We start from the raw sequence: 14,978 nt of genomic DNA, 5'->3' as shown, positions 1-14,978 counted from the left end.
CATCGATCGACATCCCCGACAGTGGAGCCGTGGGCGGCGACATGGATGTCAGTGGCGGTGAAGTCTGGTTCACGAAGGCGAACAGCACTGGCACAAGCCTGTGGCGTTACGACATTGCTGCTGATCAGTTCACGGAGTTTCCGGTCCTGTTCGATCAAGGACCGGCTGATGTCGTCGTCGACAGCGCAGGCGATCCGTGGTTCACAGCCCCGAACGACCACAGTGTCAACCACCTTGACCCGGGATCGGGGCAAGTCACGTCCTTCGACGTCCCCGACGGCCTCAGCCCGTGGGACATCGCCATCGCCACCGACGGGCAGATCTGGTTCACCTCCAGGTTCACCCCGCAAGGCGTCGGACGCCTCGATCCCGCCACCGGTGTGGTGTCCACGTTCCTCACACCCAGCAACCCCGGACCACAGGGCATCGCCGCCTCGCCTGACGGCTCGGTCTGGTTCAGCCAGACAACGAAGGGCAACATCGCCAGGATCGACAACACCGGCACGATCACGGAGGCCAAGACGATCAAGGGCAGCGAGCCGTTCGGGATCGTCGTCGCGCCGAACGGCGACCCCTGGTACACGATGATGTTCGCCGACAAGGTCGCCACGTTGCAGCTTCGTTAGGCCGGCGAGGTCACCAGGCGGTCTCGCTTCGGGCAGCGAGCAGCCGGCGGAACGACTCGACCCGGTCCGGGTCCGCTCCGCCGGCTGCCACCGCTGCGTCCAGCCCGCACTCCGGCTCGCCGGAGCCGTGGAGGCACCCTCGCGAGCACTCCCCGGTCAGCGCGTCGAGGTCGGGGAAGGCGCCGATCAGCTGACCGGGCTCGACGTGGGCCAGGCCGAAGGACCGGATCCCGGGGGTGTCGACGATCCAGCCGTCGCCGCCGGGGAGCCGCAGCATGAAGACCGACGTCGAGGTGTGCCGGCCCCGGCCGGTCACCACGTTGACGTGCCCGATCTCGCGATCGGCGTCGGGCACCAGGGCGTTGACCAGGGTGGACTTCCCGACCCCGCTGTGACCCACCAGCACGCTGGTCCTGCCGCGCAGCCGGTCCCGCAGCCCGGTCAGGTCGGATCCGCGCTGGGTCACCACCCACGGGACCCCCAGGGACCGGTAGGTGGAGAGCAGGGTCTCGGGGTCGGCCAGGTCGGCCTTGGTCAGGCACAGCAGCGGGTCCATGCCCGCGTCGTACGCCGCCACCAGGGCGCGGTCGATCAGGCCCGTCCGGGGCTCGGGGTCGGCCAGGGCGGTGACCACGACCAGCTGGGAGGCGTTGGCGACGATCACCCGCTCGACCGGGTCGTCGTCGTCGGCGGTCCGCCGCAGCACGGTGGTGCGCTCGGTGACCTCCACGATCCGGGCCAGCGAGCCCTCGGCGCCCGAGGTGTCACCGACGACGCGCACCCGGTCGCCGACCACGACCCCCTTGCGGCCGAGCGGACGCGCTTTCATCGCCGTCACCGGCACATCGCCGACCACGAGGGTGAAGCGGCCCCGGTCGACGGTGACGACGGTCCCGTCGACGGCGTCGTCGTAGGTGGGGCGCTCCTTGGTGCGGGGCCGGGTGTGACGGCGCGGACGCTCGTAGTGCTCCTGGTCGTGGTCGGTCCACCGCCCGGTCGTCACGGCGCCCCCAGCAGGCCGGTCCAGAAGCCGGCGAAGTCGGGGAAGGTCTTCGACGTCGTCCCGATGTCCTCGACCAGGATCCCCGGCACGGCCGCGCCGACGACGACGCCCGCGTGCGCCATCCGGTGGTCGGCATAGGTGCGGAAGACACCGGCGTGCAGGGGAGCCGGCCGGAACGACAGACCGTCCGGCCGCTCGGTGACGTCTGCCCCCAACCCGCCGAGCTCGGCGGCCAGCGCCGCCAGCCGGTCGGTCTCGTGGCCGCGGATGTGCTCGACCCCGCGCAGGTGCGACGGCGAGTCGGCCAGGGCGCACAGTGCCGCGACCACCGGCGTCAGCTCGCCGACGTCATGCAGGTCGAGGTCGACGCCACGGATGGTGCCGGACCCGCGGACCCGCAGGCCCTCGGCGACCGGCTCGACCTCGCAGCCCATCAGGCCCAGGATCTCCCGCAGCGCATCGCCCGCCTGGGTGGTCTCCCGCGGCCAGTCGCGCACGACCACGCTGCCGCCGGAGACGGCAGCCAGGGCGAGGAAGGGGCCCGCGTTGGACAGATCCGGCTCGACCACGTGGTCCACCGCTGCGACCGGGCCCGGCGCCACCGTCCACCGGTTGGCGTCGGAGTCGTCGACTTCGACGCCGTGCTCGCGGAGCATGGCGACGGTCATCGCGATGTGGGGGAGCGACGGCACCGGCTTGCCGTGGTGGCGTACGTCGACCCCCTGGTTGTAGCGGGCACCGGCCAGCAGCAGCCCGGAGACGAACTGCGACGAGGCGGAGGCGTCGATCACCACCGACCCGCCGACGACGGTGCCGGTGCCGCGGACCGTGAACGGCAGCGCACCCCGGCCGCCGTCGTCGATCACCACCCCGAGGCCACGCAGGGCGGTCAGCACCTCGCCGACCGGGCGGTTGCGGAGGTGGGCGTCGCCGTCGAAGGAGGCGGCTCCCGTGGACAGCCCGGCGACCGGCGGCACGAACCGCAGCACGGTGCCGGCGAGACCGCACTCGACGTGGGCGTCGGAGCGGAACTCGCCCGGAGTCACCGTCCAGTCGTCACCCGAGGTGTCCACGGCCGAACCGAGCGCCGTCAGCGCGTCCGCCATCAAGGTGGTGTCGCGTGAGCGAAGCGCCCCCCGGACCACGGACGGCCCGTCGGCGATCGCCGCCAGGATCAGGGCGCGGTTGGTGACCGACTTGCTGCCGGGCAGCGACACCTGCACGTCCACCGGGCCGGTGGCCAGCGGAGCCGGCCACGGGTCGGCGAGCCGGGTGGTCACCCGGGAAGGCCATCCGCCGGCATCAGCGCAGCTGGGCCGCCGCCAGCTTGGCCTCGCGGCGGGCGCTGGCCCTCAGGTGACGCGCCTCGCGGCGTACGTCGCGAGCCGCACGGCGGGTGCGCCAGGCGACCCCGGGACGGCCCTCGGTGTCGACCGCGGCGAGCAGGAGCCCGCCCAGCATCGAGAGGTTCTTGAAGAAGTGCACCCGGTGGTTGGCCTTCAGGGCCGGGTCGGACTCGTTCCAGAACTGGTGCCCGGCCACGGTCGTCGGGATCAGCGAGGCGGCCAGCGCAGTCGAGGCCAGCCGCGGCACATGCCCGGTGGCCAGCGCCGCACCGGCGCCGATCTGGACCGCGGCGTTGATGCGGACCAGGGTGGCCGGGTCCTCGGGGATGGGGGCCTGCGGCAGGGTGCGCTTGACGAGCGGGACCAGCCGGTCGGTGACCTCCTTCGCCTTGATGGCGTAGTCGGACGCGTTGCGGAGCGCGTTGACGCCGCCGACCACGAACATCGACGCGAGCAGTGGGCGGGCGATCATTCTGCTGACGGTCATGCCCCATTCCTACACGATTCTCGTCGCGCCGGGTGGAGGGCTCAGGCGCCGAGCGGCACGACCGCTCGATTGTTGGACCGGTCCACGTCGGTCGCACCTCCGCCGGGGGACACCGTGAACACCAGGGCGGCGTCGGTCCCGGGCGGGGCCACGGCGGTGAACTGCACGGTGGCCGGACTGCTGGTCAACGTGCAGGACCGCGCGTGCGGGGAGTCGCACCGCCCGTCGTCGGTCAGGACGACGGTGACGCCGCGACCGGCCACCGAGAGCGTCGCGCTGCCTCCCGGGGACAGCCCGGAGACCACCACGACCACCCGGTGCGCGACGCCGGTCTGGGAGCTGGCGCTCGCCCTCACCGACAGGTCGGACGCGGGAGGGGGCTCCGCCGGAGGCTGCTCCGCCGGGGGCGCATCGTCCGGCGGCGAGTCGTCGGGTACCGGCTGGGCCCCGGGACCACCCGGCTGCCCGGGGTCGGTGCCGGAGTCGGTTCCGGGACTGGTTCCGGGGTCGGCCGCAGGCGCGACAGCGGTCCGTACGGCGCCCGACGGGGACCCTCCGCCCAGGGCCGGGCTGTCGTCCGTGCCGCGTGCGCGCCGCTCCGGGCCGGTGTTGCGGCCGGGTCCGCCGCTCGCGGGGCCGGGGTCCCGCGAACCGGTGTCTTCCCGGTCGGCTGCGACCGGCGGGCCCGAGGCGGGCTCCGATGGGTCGTCGTTGATCACGAACACCCCACCGGCCACGACCACCGCGGCGGCCACGCCCGCTGCCGCCGATGCGGGTGCGTTGGCCGCGACGAGGTCCCTGGCCCGGTCCAGCAGGACCAGGAGTCCCCCCTTCAGCGCCGCGGCACCGGTGGCTGAGCCGACGTACGCCGCGGCCGCGCCACCGAGCAGGAGGGGGGCGAGCAGGCCGGAAAGGTTGGAGTTGACCTCGGTCAGCTCCAGGTAGAGGGCGGTGCAGCGTCGGCACTCGGTCAGGTGCTGCTCGACCTTGGCCGCGTCCCGGCGGGAGATGCCGTTGCGGACGTAGGCACCGAGGTTCTGGTGGGTCCACGCACAGGCGTCGTCCTCGAGATCCTGCAGGTGCATGGTCAAGAAAGCCTGCCGCAGCCCCTCCCGGGCCCGGTAGGCCAGTGCCGAGACCGAGTTGGGGCTCATGCCCAGCAGCACCGCGACCTCGGCCGGCCGCTGTCCCTCCACCTCCGTGTGCCACAGCACGGCCTGCCAGCGCTCGGGGAGCGACGCGAACGCCTTCGCCGCCGCCGCGTTCTCGAACCCCTCGACGGCGGTGTCGCGGAACGGGATGCCCGGGTCGAAGGGCTCCAGGTCGTCGGTGGGGTGCACGCGCGCGTTCGCCCGGATCCGGTCGACGTGGAGGCGCCGGACGGCGGTCAGGAGGTAGGCACGAAACGCGACGTCGGGCCCCGAGCCGCGCTGCAGCAGCGAGAGCACCTTGGCGAAGGCCTCCGACACCAGGTCCTCGGCGTCCGCGGGCGGAACCAGCTGGCGGGCGAGGCGGCGCGCCGCGGTCGCGTGCCGGTCGTAGAGGTCGCCATAGGCGTCGGTGTCGCCGCCGCGGACCGCCGAGATCAGCTCGGCATCCGCGACCTCGGCCCGATGCAGGACGACGTCCACACCCGGTGCAACGAGCCAGCCGATGAAAGATCACGGAAAAAAGATTCAGCACTTCCGCGTCATGAGCGCCGGGGGCCGTCGTCACATGGGTGTACGACGGGGAGGAGGAGCCGCAATGGGGATCTTCGCACCACGCGCAGCAGCGGCTTCTTCCACCCGACCCGAGGCAAGGGCAGCGGAACTGACCCAGACTCAGCTGGCGGCACTGCCGCCGGAGTTCGAGGCGGTGGGGGAGGCCCTTGCTTCGGGATCGGGTGCGCTGGCCGAGGCATACGCTGTTCTCGGCCACCGCCTGGCTGCCGAGGGGATCTCGCTGGACGAGGCACTCTCGGGGCTCGACACCACGTTCCGGACCGTCGTCGGCACCGCGCCGACCTTCGACGACACCCGGGCGGTGTCCGTGGCGTGGGGCGAGTCGATCCTGGGTTATCTGCACCGGCTCTCCTGCGAGGACCCGGTCACCGGGCTGGCCACGATGGCGCACCTGCAGAGCCGGCTCGCCGAGCTCTACCGGGCCGAGGCCGCCGCCGGCCCCGTCGCCGAGTCCCACGCCCTGGTTGTCCTCGACGTGGGTCCCCCTGCCGCCGGTGAGGCGATCGGCGCCCTCGTGCTCACCGAGGACCTGCAGGTGGCTCGCGCCGCGGAGGCGATCCGCACCGCGTTCGCCGGGCAGGAGACGATCTGTCGCCTGGCGACCCACCGCCTGACGGTGCTGGCGCCGCGTGACGAGCGGCTCGGCCGTCGGGTGGCGCTGCTGCGGCGGCTGCTCACCGGTACCGAGCCGGCACCCGCCCGGGTGTGGATCGAGGGTCTGCCGACGACGGGGGAGGCCGCTGCGGCGACGCTCTCCGAGCTGGCGCGTCTCTGACCCTGCCCAGCCGCCCGGACGTCGTAGGGTGGCCGCATGTGCGGCCGCTACGCCTCGAGCAGGCGCCCAGCCGACCTCATCGAGGAGTTCGAGGTCGTCGTCGACCGGACCCCGGCCCCGCTCGAACCCGACTACAACGTCGCCCCCACCAAGGAGGTGTACGCCGTCGTCGAGCGACCGCCGCGGCCGGCCGACGGCTCGGAAGGCCACGAGCCCCCCGAACGCCAGCTGCGGGTCCTGCGGTGGGGACTGGTCCCCTCCTGGGCCAAGGACCCGGCCATCGGCAACCGGATGATCAACGCGCGCATGGAGACGGTCGCGACGAAGCCGGCGTACCGCCGGGCGTTCGCCTCGCGCCGGTGCCTGCTGCCCGCCGACGGCTACTTCGAGTGGTACCCCACCGAGGAGAAGACCAAGGCGGGGAAGCCGCGCAAGCAACCGTTCTTCATCCGTCCCAGGGACGGCGGCATCCTGGCGATGGCCGGGCTCTACGAGATCTGGAAGGACCCCACCCGTGACGAGGACGACCCCGAGCGCTTCCGGTGGAGCTGCACGGTCCTGACGACCGAGGCCGAGGACACCCTCGGCCGCATCCACGACCGGATGCCGCTGATGGTCGAGCCGGACCGGTGGTCGAGCTGGCTGGACCCGGGCGTGTCCGGGAAGGACGACCTGCTCTCGCTGCTCGTCCCCGCCGCTCCGGGGCGCCTCGAGGCGTTCCCGGTGTCCCGGGCCGTGGGGAACGTCAAGAACAACGGACCCGAGCTGGTCGAGCCCATCCCGCTCGAGGACGCGGTGGGGACGGCATGAGCACCCCACGATTCCGCGGGGAGCCCGCATGAGCGCCGCCGAACGCAGGGTGGACACCAGCCAGGGCGAGGGCCGGCTGGTCACCCATCGCGCCCGGCAGCCGCAGGCCACCCTGCTGCTCAGCCACGGCGCGGGCAACGGCATCGAGGCCCGCGACCTGAGCACGCTCGCCGAGCACCTGCCGCGGCAGGGCATCAACGTGGCGCTCTTCGAGCAGCCGTGGCGAGTGGCCGGCCGCAAGGTCGCCACGCCGCCGGCCACTCTGGACGCCGGCCTCACCGCCGCGGCGGGCGCGATCCGGAGCAAGACCCCGCTCGTCGTGGGCGGCCGCTCCGCAGGCGCCCGCTCAGCCGCGCGCTGCGCCCGCGACCTGGGCGCGGTCGGGTGCCTGGCCCTCGCCTTCCCGCTCCACCCGCCCGGCAAGCCGGAGAAGTCCCGGCTCCACGAGCTGCGCGGAGCCGGGGTCCCGACCCTGGTGATCCAGGGGGAGAGGGACACCATGGGGCGTCCGGAAGCGTTCCCGGAGGACCTCGACCTGGCCGTCGTACCGGGAGCCGACCACGGCTTCAAGGTCCCGGCCAGGGGGCCGGTCACGCAGGCGGAGGCGATGGAGATCGTCGTGGAGGCGACGCTGGAGTGGGTCATCCGCGAGGTGCTGGGGAATCAGCAGCGGGCCTGAGGCGTTCTGCCCTCGTGCTTGCCGTGCTCGAACGACCCCGATCCGGGGGGCCGCGACCCCCGCTAGTCTGGAAGACGATGACTGATTCCCAGGCCGCTGACGCGGTCGCCGCAGGAGACGCTGCTCCGGAGGAGCCGGCCGAGGAAGTCGACGTGGCCAGCGAGACCGAGGACGAGCGCTCCGCCCGGTTCGAGCGCGACGCGCTGCCGTACCTCGACCAGCTCTACGGCGCTGCGATGCGGATGACCCGCAACCCCGCCGACGCCGAGGACCTCGTCCAGGAGACCTTCGCCAAGGCGTACTCGTCGTTCCACCAGTTCCGCCCGGGCACCAACCTCAAGGCGTGGCTCTACCGCATCCTCACCAACACCTTCATCAACTCCTACCGCAAGAAGCAGCGGCAGCCGCAGCAGTCGATGGCCGAGGACGTGGAGGACTGGCAGCTCGCGCGCGCCGAGTCGCACACCTCGGGCGGCCTGAAGTCCGCCGAGACCGAGGCGCTGGAGCACCTCCCGGACTCCGAGGTCAAGGACGCGCTCCAGCGGCTGCCCGAGGAGTTCCGCCTGGCGGTCTACCTCGCCGACGTGGAGGGCTTTGCCTACAAGGAGATCGCGGAGATCATGGATACCCCGATCGGTACCGTGATGTCGCGTCTGCACCGGGGTCGACGTCAGCTGCGCGACATGCTGTCCGACTACGTACGCCGGCACGACCTGCTGCCGACCGGTAGCGAAGGAGGCGACTCGTGACCAGCTCCGAGGAGTGCGCCAACTTCCTCGAGCAGATCGTCTACCTGCTCGACAACGAGCTCGATGAGGCCTCGTGCACCGAGGTGCGGATCCATCTCGACTCCTGCCACCCGTGCCTGGAGAAGTACGACCTCCAGCGCACCGTCAAGGCGATCGTGGCCCGCTCCTGTGCCGAGTCCGCCCCCGACGAGCTGCGCGAGCGGGTGCGGCTGCGGATCCGCGAGGTCCAGATCCGGATCTCCGAGTAGGTCGCCCACCCCGGACAGACAGCGAGCCCCGGCCGATGGCCGGGGCTCGTGACGTCTCGCGTCAGGCGTTGGGGCGCTTGCCGTGGTTCGCGCTCTTCTTCTTGCGCGCGCGGCGCTTGCGGCCGGTCTTGCTCATGGTGTCCTCCTGGGTGGGATGCCCCTGGAGTTTCGCAGACCGGGTCGAGCGCCACCAATTTCGCGCGCGGTGGCCCGCTGGACTCAGCCGGCGGGAACCGGCCCGGACGACGGTCGCCACTCCCTCCGGAGCAGTCCGTAGACCCAAGAGTCCGACACCTCGCCGTTGACGACGCAGTCCTCCCGCAACGTGCCCTCACGGACGAACCCGAGCTTCTCCAGGACGCGGGCGGAGGCCGCGTTGCGGGTGTCGGTCTCGGCCTGGACCCGGTTGAGGTCCAGCGTGTCGAACGACCACTCCAGCAGGGCGCGCGCGGCCTCCGTCGCGTAGCCGTGGCCCCATGCTGCCTCGACGAAGCAGTAGCCCATCGACGCGCTTCGGTGGTCCGGGTTCCACCGGGTCAGGCTGCACCAGCCGATGAACGTCCCGTCGGCGGCCCGGTCGGCGGCCAGCCTCGCCCCGGTGCCCTCCGCTGCCATCTGCCGGCACGCCGCGATGAACCGCTCGGCGCGCCCCTGCTCGCTCCAGGGCGGTGCGTCCCAGTAGCGCAGGACGGAGGCGTTGCTGTGCAGCGCGAAGAGGGCGTCGGCGTCCGCGTCGCCGAACGGACGCAGTCGCAGACGCGAGGTGTCGAGCGAGGGCGTGGGCAGAGACATGCGGCCATGGTGCCGTCTCACGAGGAGGCGCGCCCCGCGGCTGGGCGGATCGTCATGAGCATGCGGCTCGTGCGGAGGCTCCCGGCGGGCTCAGATCCGGGACAGGAACTTCTCCGCATCCACCACGACCCGGGTGATCTCACCGGTGGCGACCACCTTCCGGTCGCTGGTGTGGCGGGCGGAGACCGTGAAGCGGTGCAGCCGGCCGTCGACGAACGCCGGCGAAGCGGTGACCTCGACCTCCTCGCCGACCCCGCTCGCGCCCTGGTGGTCCAACGCCACCCGGGTGCCGACGCTGGTGCTGACGCCGTCCAGGCTCGGGTCGATCGCCGCGCAGGTCGCGGCTTCGCACCAGGCGAGCAGCCGCGGAGTGCCGAGCACGGGCAGGCTGCCGGAACCGACCGCCGCTGCCGTGTCGTCGTCGGTGACGGTGAAGGTCAGCGTCGCGTTCATGTCGGTCATCCCTGGCTCTCCTCGAAGTCGATGCGGTACCCGTGCAGCCGTACCCCGTCCAGGGGTGACCAGTCGAGCTCGGGTGCCCTGCGGAAGCCGAGCCGCCCATAGAGCCGGTGTGCGTCCGTCATCTCCGGGAGGCTGCAGATGACCACGCCGCGCCTGCGTTCGCTCCGAAACCGGTCAAGGCACATCCGGGCCAGCGCCTCCCCGACGCCCTGTCCGCGGGCCTCCGGAGCCACCGCCAGCATCCTGAACTCGCCCTCGTCCGGCCCCGACAGCTCCCGCCAGGGCGAGCCGGGCGGGCAGAGGGTGACGCAGCCGAGGATCTCGTCGTCCCGGTCGTCGGGCGTGGCGACCCAGAGCTCCGCCTCCCGGTCGCGGGTCGCCGCGTCGCGCAGTCGCGAGACGTACGGGTCGGCGGGTCCGAGGGTGAAGTCGGCGTACGCCGCCACGGTCACCTCGCCGGCGCGCGCGTGGTCATCGGGGGTGGCCCGGCGGAGCTGCACGCCCTAGTTCCCGAACGTCTTGCGCGGGTAGGCAGCCTCGACGTCGGTGATCACGTTGACGAGGTACGGCGCGTTCGCGGCGAAGGCCCGGTCCAGGGCCGGGCCGATCTGGCGCGGGTCGGTGACGGTCTCGCCGGCGCCCCCGAGAGCCTTGACCACCTCGTCGTAGCGCGTCTGCTGGGCGAGGTCGGCGGCCACGTCGTAGCCGTACAGCATCTGCATCGGCCCCTTCTCCAGGCCCCAGGCCGAGTTGTTGCCCATGACCATCACCACCGGGAGGTCGTGGCGGACGAGGGTGTCGACGTCCATCAGCGAGAAGCCGGCAGCGCCGTCACCCAGCAGCAGCACGACCTGGGCGGAGGGCCGTGCGATCCGGGCGGCGATGGCGGATCCCAGACCGGCGCCGAGGCAGCCGTAGGGTCCGGGGTCGAGCCAGCCCCCGGGCCGGCGCGGCTCGACGAACTTGCCGGCGAAGCTGACGAAGTCGCCACCGTCGCCGATGACCACGGAGTCCTCGGCCAGCCGGGGGACCAGCTCGCCGTAGATGCGGGCCGGGTGGATCGGGTCGGCCTCGGCGGCCAGGAGGGCGGCGTCCTTCTCCGTGGCCACCTTGACGCTCGCCTGCAGGTCGGTCACCCAGCTGGACCAGTCGGGCTTCCTGTCGACCCGCTCCAGGGCGGTGAGCATGCCGTCGAGGACGGAGGTCAGGTCGCCGGACACGGACGCGGCGAGATCGGCGTGGCGGGAGACCTGGCCGGGGGAGTCGGCGACGTGCACCACCCGCGCCGGGCTGGAGTCGTCGTCGCCGCCGAAGACGCCGTAGCCCAGGCGGAAGTCGAGCGGGGTGCCGACGACGATCACCAGGTCGCTGCCCCCCAGGGCCTGGCCGCGCGCCCGGGTCACCAGCAGCGGGTGCCCCCCGGGGACCAGGCCGCGGCCCATGCCGTTGGTGATGGTGGGGATCCCCGCGGACTCGACGAAGCGGAGCGCGGCCTCCTCGGCGCCGTCGGCCCACACGTCGGTGCCGAGCACGAGCACCGGGCGGGACGCGGCGGCGAGGAGCCCGGCGATCTCGGTGATCGCGTCGCCGTCCGGCTCGTCCCCCTTGTTCCGGGTCCCGGCGCGCAGCGTTCCGGAGCCGTTGTTGAAGAACTCGTCGAGCGGGATGTCGATGAACGTCGGCCCCCGGTGGGGCGACCCGGCGGCCACGAACGCGTCGTGCACGCCGTCGAGGACGTCGTCCGCGGTGTGCAGGGTGCGGGCCTGCTTGGTGATGGGGGCCAGGATCGGCGGCTGGTCGATCTCCTGCAGGCTGCCGCTGCCCCATCGGGCCGCCGGTGCCCGACCGCCGACCACGACCATGGGAGACCCCGCGAACTGCGCCTGGGCGACCGCGCTCAGCCCGTTGGTCACCCCGGGGCCGGCCGTGAGGACCGCCAGCCCGGGGACCCGGGTCAGCTTGCCGGTCGCCTCGGCCGCGAAGGCGGCCGTCTGCTCGTGGCGTACGTCGAGCAGCCGCATCGGCGGCTCGGCCTTCACCGCGCCGTCGTACATCGGGAACACGTGGGCGCCGGAGAGGGTGAACATCGTCTCGACGCCATGGGCTCGGGCGACGGCGACAGCGAGCTCGCCGGAATGGCCGGACAGGGATTCTTCGGTCCCGGGAGTCTGGGGCATGGCCCGAAGGTTACTCACCAGTTGTCAGGTAGTAGGGGTTCGTCCGGCGGAGCGCGTCGACGAGCACCAGCACGAGGTCCGGCCGGACCGCCGGCGGGTTGGGCGCCAGCGCCAGCTGCAGGTAGAGCGCGCGCAGGAACGACTCGCTGTTGCCCCGCCGCAGGAACGGGTCGGTGCCGCGAGGGACTCGCGCGGTGGCGGCGGCCGCCAGTCGCGCCACCCACGGCTCGAGCACCGTCAGGGGAAGCACGTTGCGTCGCAGCACGCTCATCGTGGCCGCGGCCATCCGGTCCGGCTCGCCGTGGACGAACTGTGACTCGACCGGGAGCGTGATCCGGTCGGCCAGGACGTCGAGCAGCACCGTCAGCTCGGCCTGGGCCAGGTGCGGGGACTCGGCCAGGGTGCCGATCGCGTCGGCGCCGTGGGCGATCGCATGGGCCCAGCCCTTGCCGGGGACGTAGCCGCGCAGGTCGCGCTCGCGCAGGTACCACGTGGAGATCCGGTCCCCCCACTCGAGGACCTTGTTCGGCGGCACGAGCCCGGCCGCGTTGTCGCGGGCCACGCACTCACCGAGCACCAGCACGGAGAAGCTGCGGCGGAACACGCTGTCGGACTCCCGCTCGCCGAGTCCCACGGTCAGCCCGGCGGCCATCCCGTCACCCAGCCCGGACAGCAGGTCGTCGTAGACGCCCCGGCTGGTCCAGGTGGCCAGCGCCGGGTAGGCGGTCCCGTCGCGGACGACCGGGTCGTTGGAGCCGAGCATGCGGGTCAGCTCGGCCGTCAGGTCGTCGAGCGGCCGGTCGACGGGGACCCTGAAGTCGGCCTCCTGCACCTGCCTCCAGTACGACGCCGACATGCTTCCATCCTGCCAGTCAGAGCGATGGTCGTGGAGACTGGCTCGTCACACCCTACGCTGGCTCGCGTGCCGTCCCTGACCGACCTCGTGCGCCGTCACACCGACCTGGATGAGCAGGCCGTGGCGTGGTTCCAGCTGCTGCTGGCGGACTGGCAGATCATCGCCGATCTCTCCTTCGCCGACCTGGTCTTGTGGCTGCCGGACCGGGAGGGAGCGGGGTTCTGGGCGGGCGCGCAGATGCGGCCGACCACCGGTCCGACGGCGTACGTCGACGACGTCGTCGGCACCTTCGTCCCCGCCGGACGGCGTCCGATGATCGACCAGGCCTACGCCCGGGCGCGGCTGGTGCGGGAAGGGGACCCGGAGTGGCGCGACGACGTCCCGGTGCGGGTGGAGACGATCCCCGTGTGCCGGGAGGGCAAGGTGCTGGGGGTGGTGGCACGCAACACCAACCTCCTGGGGGTGCGGACGCCCAGCCGACTGGAGCTCTCGTACCTGCAGAGCGCGGCCGACCTCACCCAGATGATCGCGGGCGGCTACTTCCCGGTTCCGGGGCCCCGCAGCGACCACGCGGACTCGCCCCGGGTGGGGGACGGGTTCGTGCGTCTCGACGCCGACGGGCGGGTCGTCTACGCCAGTCCCAACGCCCTGTCCGTCTACCGCCGGCTCGGGCTGTCCGGAGACCTGGCCGGGCTGGGGTTCGCCGACGTCACCCGGGAGCTGGTGCCGGCTCGGAGACGTCCGGACGAGGAGACCGTGAGCGCCGTCCTCGGGGGCCGCACGCACCGGGACACCGAGCTCGGGACCGACGACGCCTCCCTGATCGTGCGGTCGATCCCCCTGCGGCCGGAGGGGGACCACATCGGCGCACTCGTGCTGCTGCGTGACGTGACCGACCTGCGGCGCCGGGACCGCGAGCTGGTCACCAAGGACGCGACGATCCGCGAGATCCACCACCGGGTGAAGAACAACCTGCAGACCGTGGCGGCCCTGCTGCGGCTGCAGGCCCGGCGCATCGAGTCGTCGTCGGCCAAGTCCGCCCTCGAGGAGGCCGTCCGCCGGGTGGGCTCGATCGCCATCGTCCACGAGACGCTGAGCCAGTCGGTCGAGGAGCACGTCGACTTCGACGAGATCGCCGACCGTCTCGGGGCGATGGTGACCGAGGTCAGCGACGTCGGGGACCGCGTGCGGGTGCGCCGGGAGGGCTCGTTCGGGGTCCTGGAGTCCGGCGCCGCGACCGCGTTGGCGATGGTGCTGACCGAGGTGCTCCAGAACGCCGTCCAGCACGGGTACGCGGGCGACACCCCGGGCGGCACCATCGCGGTGTCGGCGCGCCGGCTGGTGGGCAGGCTGCACCTCACCGTCGACGACGACGGTCGTGGTCTGCCGGAGGGGTTCGACCTCGACGCCACGACCAACCTCGGGTTGTCGATCGTGCGAACTCTCGTGGAGTCCGAGCTCGGGGGCCAGCTGGCCATGGACCGGGTCCCCGGCAGCTCGGGGACGCGGGTCGTGGTCGACGTACCGCTGGAGTGACGGGCAGTGGTCACCGCCGTACGACGCTCACGGGGTTTCGACGGGCTCCGTCACGGCTTCGTCCCTCAGCCGTGGTCGCCGCTCAACCACCAACAGTCGCGACTGCTGCCGCCGGCGCGATCATGCCGTGCGGACGCGCGCCCGGGCGTTGCGCCGCTTGAGGGCGCGTCGTTCGTCCTCGCTGAGGCCGCCCCAGACCCCGTGGTCCTGTCCAGCCTCCAGCGCCCAGGCCAGGCACTGCTCGCGCACCTCGCAGCGTCGGCACACCTGCTTGGCCTCCTCTATCTGGAGGATGGCCGGACCGGTGTTGCCGATCGGGAAGAACAGCTCTGGGTCCTCTTCGAGGCATGCAGAGCGGTGGCGCCAATCCATGGCGGAGAGCTCCTTGTCGTGTCTGTGAGTGGCCAACTGGTTAGTCGGTCGACCCTTGCGCGTGCCTCGCGGCGACGTCCACTTGTAGTGACCGCTTTCACGAGGCCCGAAACACCACCCGCGTGTCCGGGGTGAGTTCGGATGGCTCCGTGAGCAGGGTCCGTAGGACCCATGTGACCGGTGACCTCCCCAAGAGTGGCAAGAGAACCGGGTCCGATCAAGCCTTTACCCTCGTCGGCTTGGTCACAGGTCCACTAATTTACTCCTGGTCTGGACGGCTATCTGTGGATTCCGTGAGAATCCGCGCCCAGGACCACGAGTTCGAGGGCAATCCGC

18 protein-coding genes are annotated in these 14,978 nt (G+C 72.3%); 7 read left to right on the top strand and 11 right to left on the bottom strand.

Annotated features, from left to right (window positions below):
- Nucleotides 1-626 (top strand): virginiamycin B lyase family protein (locus VFN12_RS07655; RefSeq protein WP_325118040.1); only part of this gene is annotated, 626 nt, incomplete at its 5' end.
- A gap of 10 nt (nt 627-636) precedes the next feature.
- On the opposite strand, the gene rsgA is transcribed toward VFN12_RS07655, so the two are convergent.
- The 4 genes from rsgA to VFN12_RS07635 are packed head-to-tail and all read right to left on the bottom strand — an operon-like array spanning nt 637 to nt 5,093.
- Complete coding sequence (gene rsgA / locus VFN12_RS07650) at nt 637-1,629, bottom strand: ribosome small subunit-dependent GTPase A (protein ID WP_325118039.1); 993 nt, start codon at nt 1,627-1,629, stop codon at nt 637-639.
- Nucleotides 1,626-2,909, bottom strand: coding sequence for a 3-phosphoshikimate 1-carboxyvinyltransferase (gene aroA / locus VFN12_RS07645; RefSeq protein WP_325118038.1), 1,284 nt, complete (start codon nt 2,907-2,909; stop codon nt 1,626-1,628). Before aroA ends, rsgA begins: the two co-directional genes overlap by 4 nt.
- 22 nt (nt 2,910-2,931) lie before the next feature.
- A complete protein-coding gene (locus tag VFN12_RS07640) occupies nt 2,932-3,462 on the bottom strand; it encodes a DoxX family protein (protein WP_325118037.1) in 531 nt (176 codons plus the stop codon).
- 41 nt (nt 3,463-3,503) lie between these two features.
- Nucleotides 3,504-5,093 carry a sigma-70 family RNA polymerase sigma factor gene (locus VFN12_RS07635; RefSeq protein WP_325118035.1) on the bottom strand — a complete coding sequence of 530 codons (1,590 nt, stop codon included), beginning with the start codon at nt 5,091-5,093 and terminating at the stop codon, nt 3,504-3,506.
- Nucleotides 5,094-5,208: 115 nt separating this feature from the next.
- Here VFN12_RS07635 and VFN12_RS07630 point away from each other — a divergent pair, with 115 nt between their 5' ends.
- From VFN12_RS07630 to rsrA, 5 genes are all read left to right on the top strand, one after another.
- Nucleotides 5,209-5,961: a hypothetical protein gene (locus VFN12_RS07630; RefSeq protein WP_325118034.1), complete on the top strand. Its 753-nt coding sequence runs from the start codon at nt 5,209-5,211 to the stop codon at nt 5,959-5,961.
- Nucleotides 5,962-5,997: 36 nt separating this feature from the next.
- The gene (locus tag VFN12_RS07625) at nt 5,998-6,771 is read left to right on the top strand and encodes an SOS response-associated peptidase (protein WP_325118033.1); all 774 of its coding nucleotides are present in this window, start codon (nt 5,998-6,000) and stop codon (nt 6,769-6,771) included.
- A gap of 28 nt (nt 6,772-6,799) precedes the next feature.
- On the top strand, nt 6,800-7,450 hold the full coding sequence (locus tag VFN12_RS07620) for an alpha/beta family hydrolase (protein ID WP_325118032.1): 651 nt from the start codon (nt 6,800-6,802) through the stop codon (nt 7,448-7,450).
- 77 nt (nt 7,451-7,527) lie between these two features.
- The gene (locus VFN12_RS07615; RefSeq protein WP_325118031.1) at nt 7,528-8,199 is read left to right on the top strand and encodes a sigma-70 family RNA polymerase sigma factor; all 672 of its coding nucleotides are present in this window, start codon (nt 7,528-7,530) and stop codon (nt 8,197-8,199) included.
- Nucleotides 8,196-8,447 (top strand): mycothiol system anti-sigma-R factor, encoded by a 252-nt coding sequence (gene rsrA / locus VFN12_RS07610; RefSeq protein WP_325118030.1) that lies wholly within the window; start codon nt 8,196-8,198, stop codon nt 8,445-8,447. The genes VFN12_RS07615 and rsrA overlap by 4 nt, the downstream gene beginning before the upstream one ends.
- A 61-nt stretch (nt 8,448-8,508) precedes the next feature.
- Here rsrA and VFN12_RS17585 read toward each other — a convergent pair whose 3' ends face one another.
- From VFN12_RS17585 to VFN12_RS07585, 6 genes are all read right to left on the bottom strand, one after another.
- Nucleotides 8,509-8,583, bottom strand: a complete 75-nt coding sequence (locus VFN12_RS17585) for a 50S ribosomal protein bL37 (RefSeq protein WP_414690017.1) — start codon at nt 8,581-8,583, stop codon at nt 8,509-8,511.
- 83 nt (nt 8,584-8,666) lie between these two features.
- The gene (locus VFN12_RS07605) at nt 8,667-9,239 is read right to left on the bottom strand and encodes a GNAT family protein (RefSeq protein WP_325118029.1); all 573 of its coding nucleotides are present in this window, start codon (nt 9,237-9,239) and stop codon (nt 8,667-8,669) included.
- A 90-nt stretch (nt 9,240-9,329) separates the two neighbouring features.
- Nucleotides 9,330-9,701 (bottom strand): thioesterase family protein, encoded by a 372-nt coding sequence (locus VFN12_RS07600; RefSeq protein WP_325118028.1) that lies wholly within the window; start codon nt 9,699-9,701, stop codon nt 9,330-9,332.
- On the bottom strand, nt 9,698-10,201 hold the full coding sequence (locus tag VFN12_RS07595) for a GNAT family N-acetyltransferase (RefSeq protein WP_325118027.1): 504 nt from the start codon (nt 10,199-10,201) through the stop codon (nt 9,698-9,700). Before VFN12_RS07595 ends, VFN12_RS07600 begins: the two co-directional genes overlap by 4 nt.
- A 3-nt stretch (nt 10,202-10,204) precedes the next feature.
- Entirely contained in the window at nt 10,205-11,878 is a 1,674-nt protein-coding gene (locus VFN12_RS07590; RefSeq protein WP_325118026.1) for an acetolactate synthase, read from the bottom strand.
- Nucleotides 11,879-11,888: 10 nt separating this feature from the next.
- Nucleotides 11,889-12,734, bottom strand: coding sequence for a DUF2785 domain-containing protein (locus VFN12_RS07585; RefSeq protein WP_325118025.1), 846 nt, complete (start codon nt 12,732-12,734; stop codon nt 11,889-11,891).
- Nucleotides 12,735-12,800: 66 nt separating this feature from the next.
- Between VFN12_RS07585 and VFN12_RS07580 the strand changes: the two genes are divergently transcribed.
- Entirely contained in the window at nt 12,801-14,270 is a 1,470-nt protein-coding gene (locus tag VFN12_RS07580) for a sensor histidine kinase (protein WP_325118024.1), read from the top strand.
- 120 nt (nt 14,271-14,390) lie between these two features.
- Here the strand turns inward: VFN12_RS07580 and VFN12_RS07575 are convergent, their stop codons facing one another.
- Nucleotides 14,391-14,642, bottom strand: a complete 252-nt coding sequence (locus VFN12_RS07575) for a WhiB family transcriptional regulator (protein WP_325118023.1) — start codon at nt 14,640-14,642, stop codon at nt 14,391-14,393.
- Nucleotides 14,643-14,978: the final 336 nt, after the last annotated feature.

The organism is Nocardioides sp. (genome assembly GCF_035703625.1).
Lineage (GTDB): Bacteria > Actinomycetota > Actinomycetes > Propionibacteriales > Nocardioidaceae > Nocardioides.
The sequence above is the reverse complement of the archived record's forward strand: the minus strand, read 5'-3'. Positions and strand labels throughout refer to the sequence as shown.

What these genes read in the sequence shown, in the direction of transcription:
- VFN12_RS07590 (WP_325118026.1), bottom strand. Translation starts at nt 11,878, where the DNA reads ATGCCCCAGACTCCCGGGACCGAAGAATCCCTGTCCGGCCATTCCGGC.
- VFN12_RS07625 (WP_325118033.1), top strand. Translation starts at nt 5,998, where the DNA reads ATGTGCGGCCGCTACGCCTCGAGCAGGCGCCCAGCCGACCTCATCGAG.
- VFN12_RS07605 (WP_325118029.1), bottom strand. Translation starts at nt 9,239, where the DNA reads ATGTCTCTGCCCACGCCCTCGCTCGACACCTCGCGTCTGCGACTGCGT.
- VFN12_RS07600 (WP_325118028.1), bottom strand. Translation starts at nt 9,701, where the DNA reads ATGACCGACATGAACGCGACGCTGACCTTCACCGTCACCGACGACGAC.
- VFN12_RS07630 (WP_325118034.1), top strand. Translation starts at nt 5,209, where the DNA reads ATGGGGATCTTCGCACCACGCGCAGCAGCGGCTTCTTCCACCCGACCC.
- VFN12_RS07585 (WP_325118025.1), bottom strand. Translation starts at nt 12,734, where the DNA reads ATGTCGGCGTCGTACTGGAGGCAGGTGCAGGAGGCCGACTTCAGGGTC.
- VFN12_RS07615 (WP_325118031.1), top strand. Translation starts at nt 7,528, where the DNA reads ATGACTGATTCCCAGGCCGCTGACGCGGTCGCCGCAGGAGACGCTGCT.
- VFN12_RS07640 (WP_325118037.1), bottom strand. Translation starts at nt 3,462, where the DNA reads ATGACCGTCAGCAGAATGATCGCCCGCCCACTGCTCGCGTCGATGTTC.
- VFN12_RS07620 (WP_325118032.1), top strand. Translation starts at nt 6,800, where the DNA reads ATGAGCGCCGCCGAACGCAGGGTGGACACCAGCCAGGGCGAGGGCCGG.
- VFN12_RS07575 (WP_325118023.1), bottom strand. Translation starts at nt 14,642, where the DNA reads ATGGATTGGCGCCACCGCTCTGCATGCCTCGAAGAGGACCCAGAGCTG.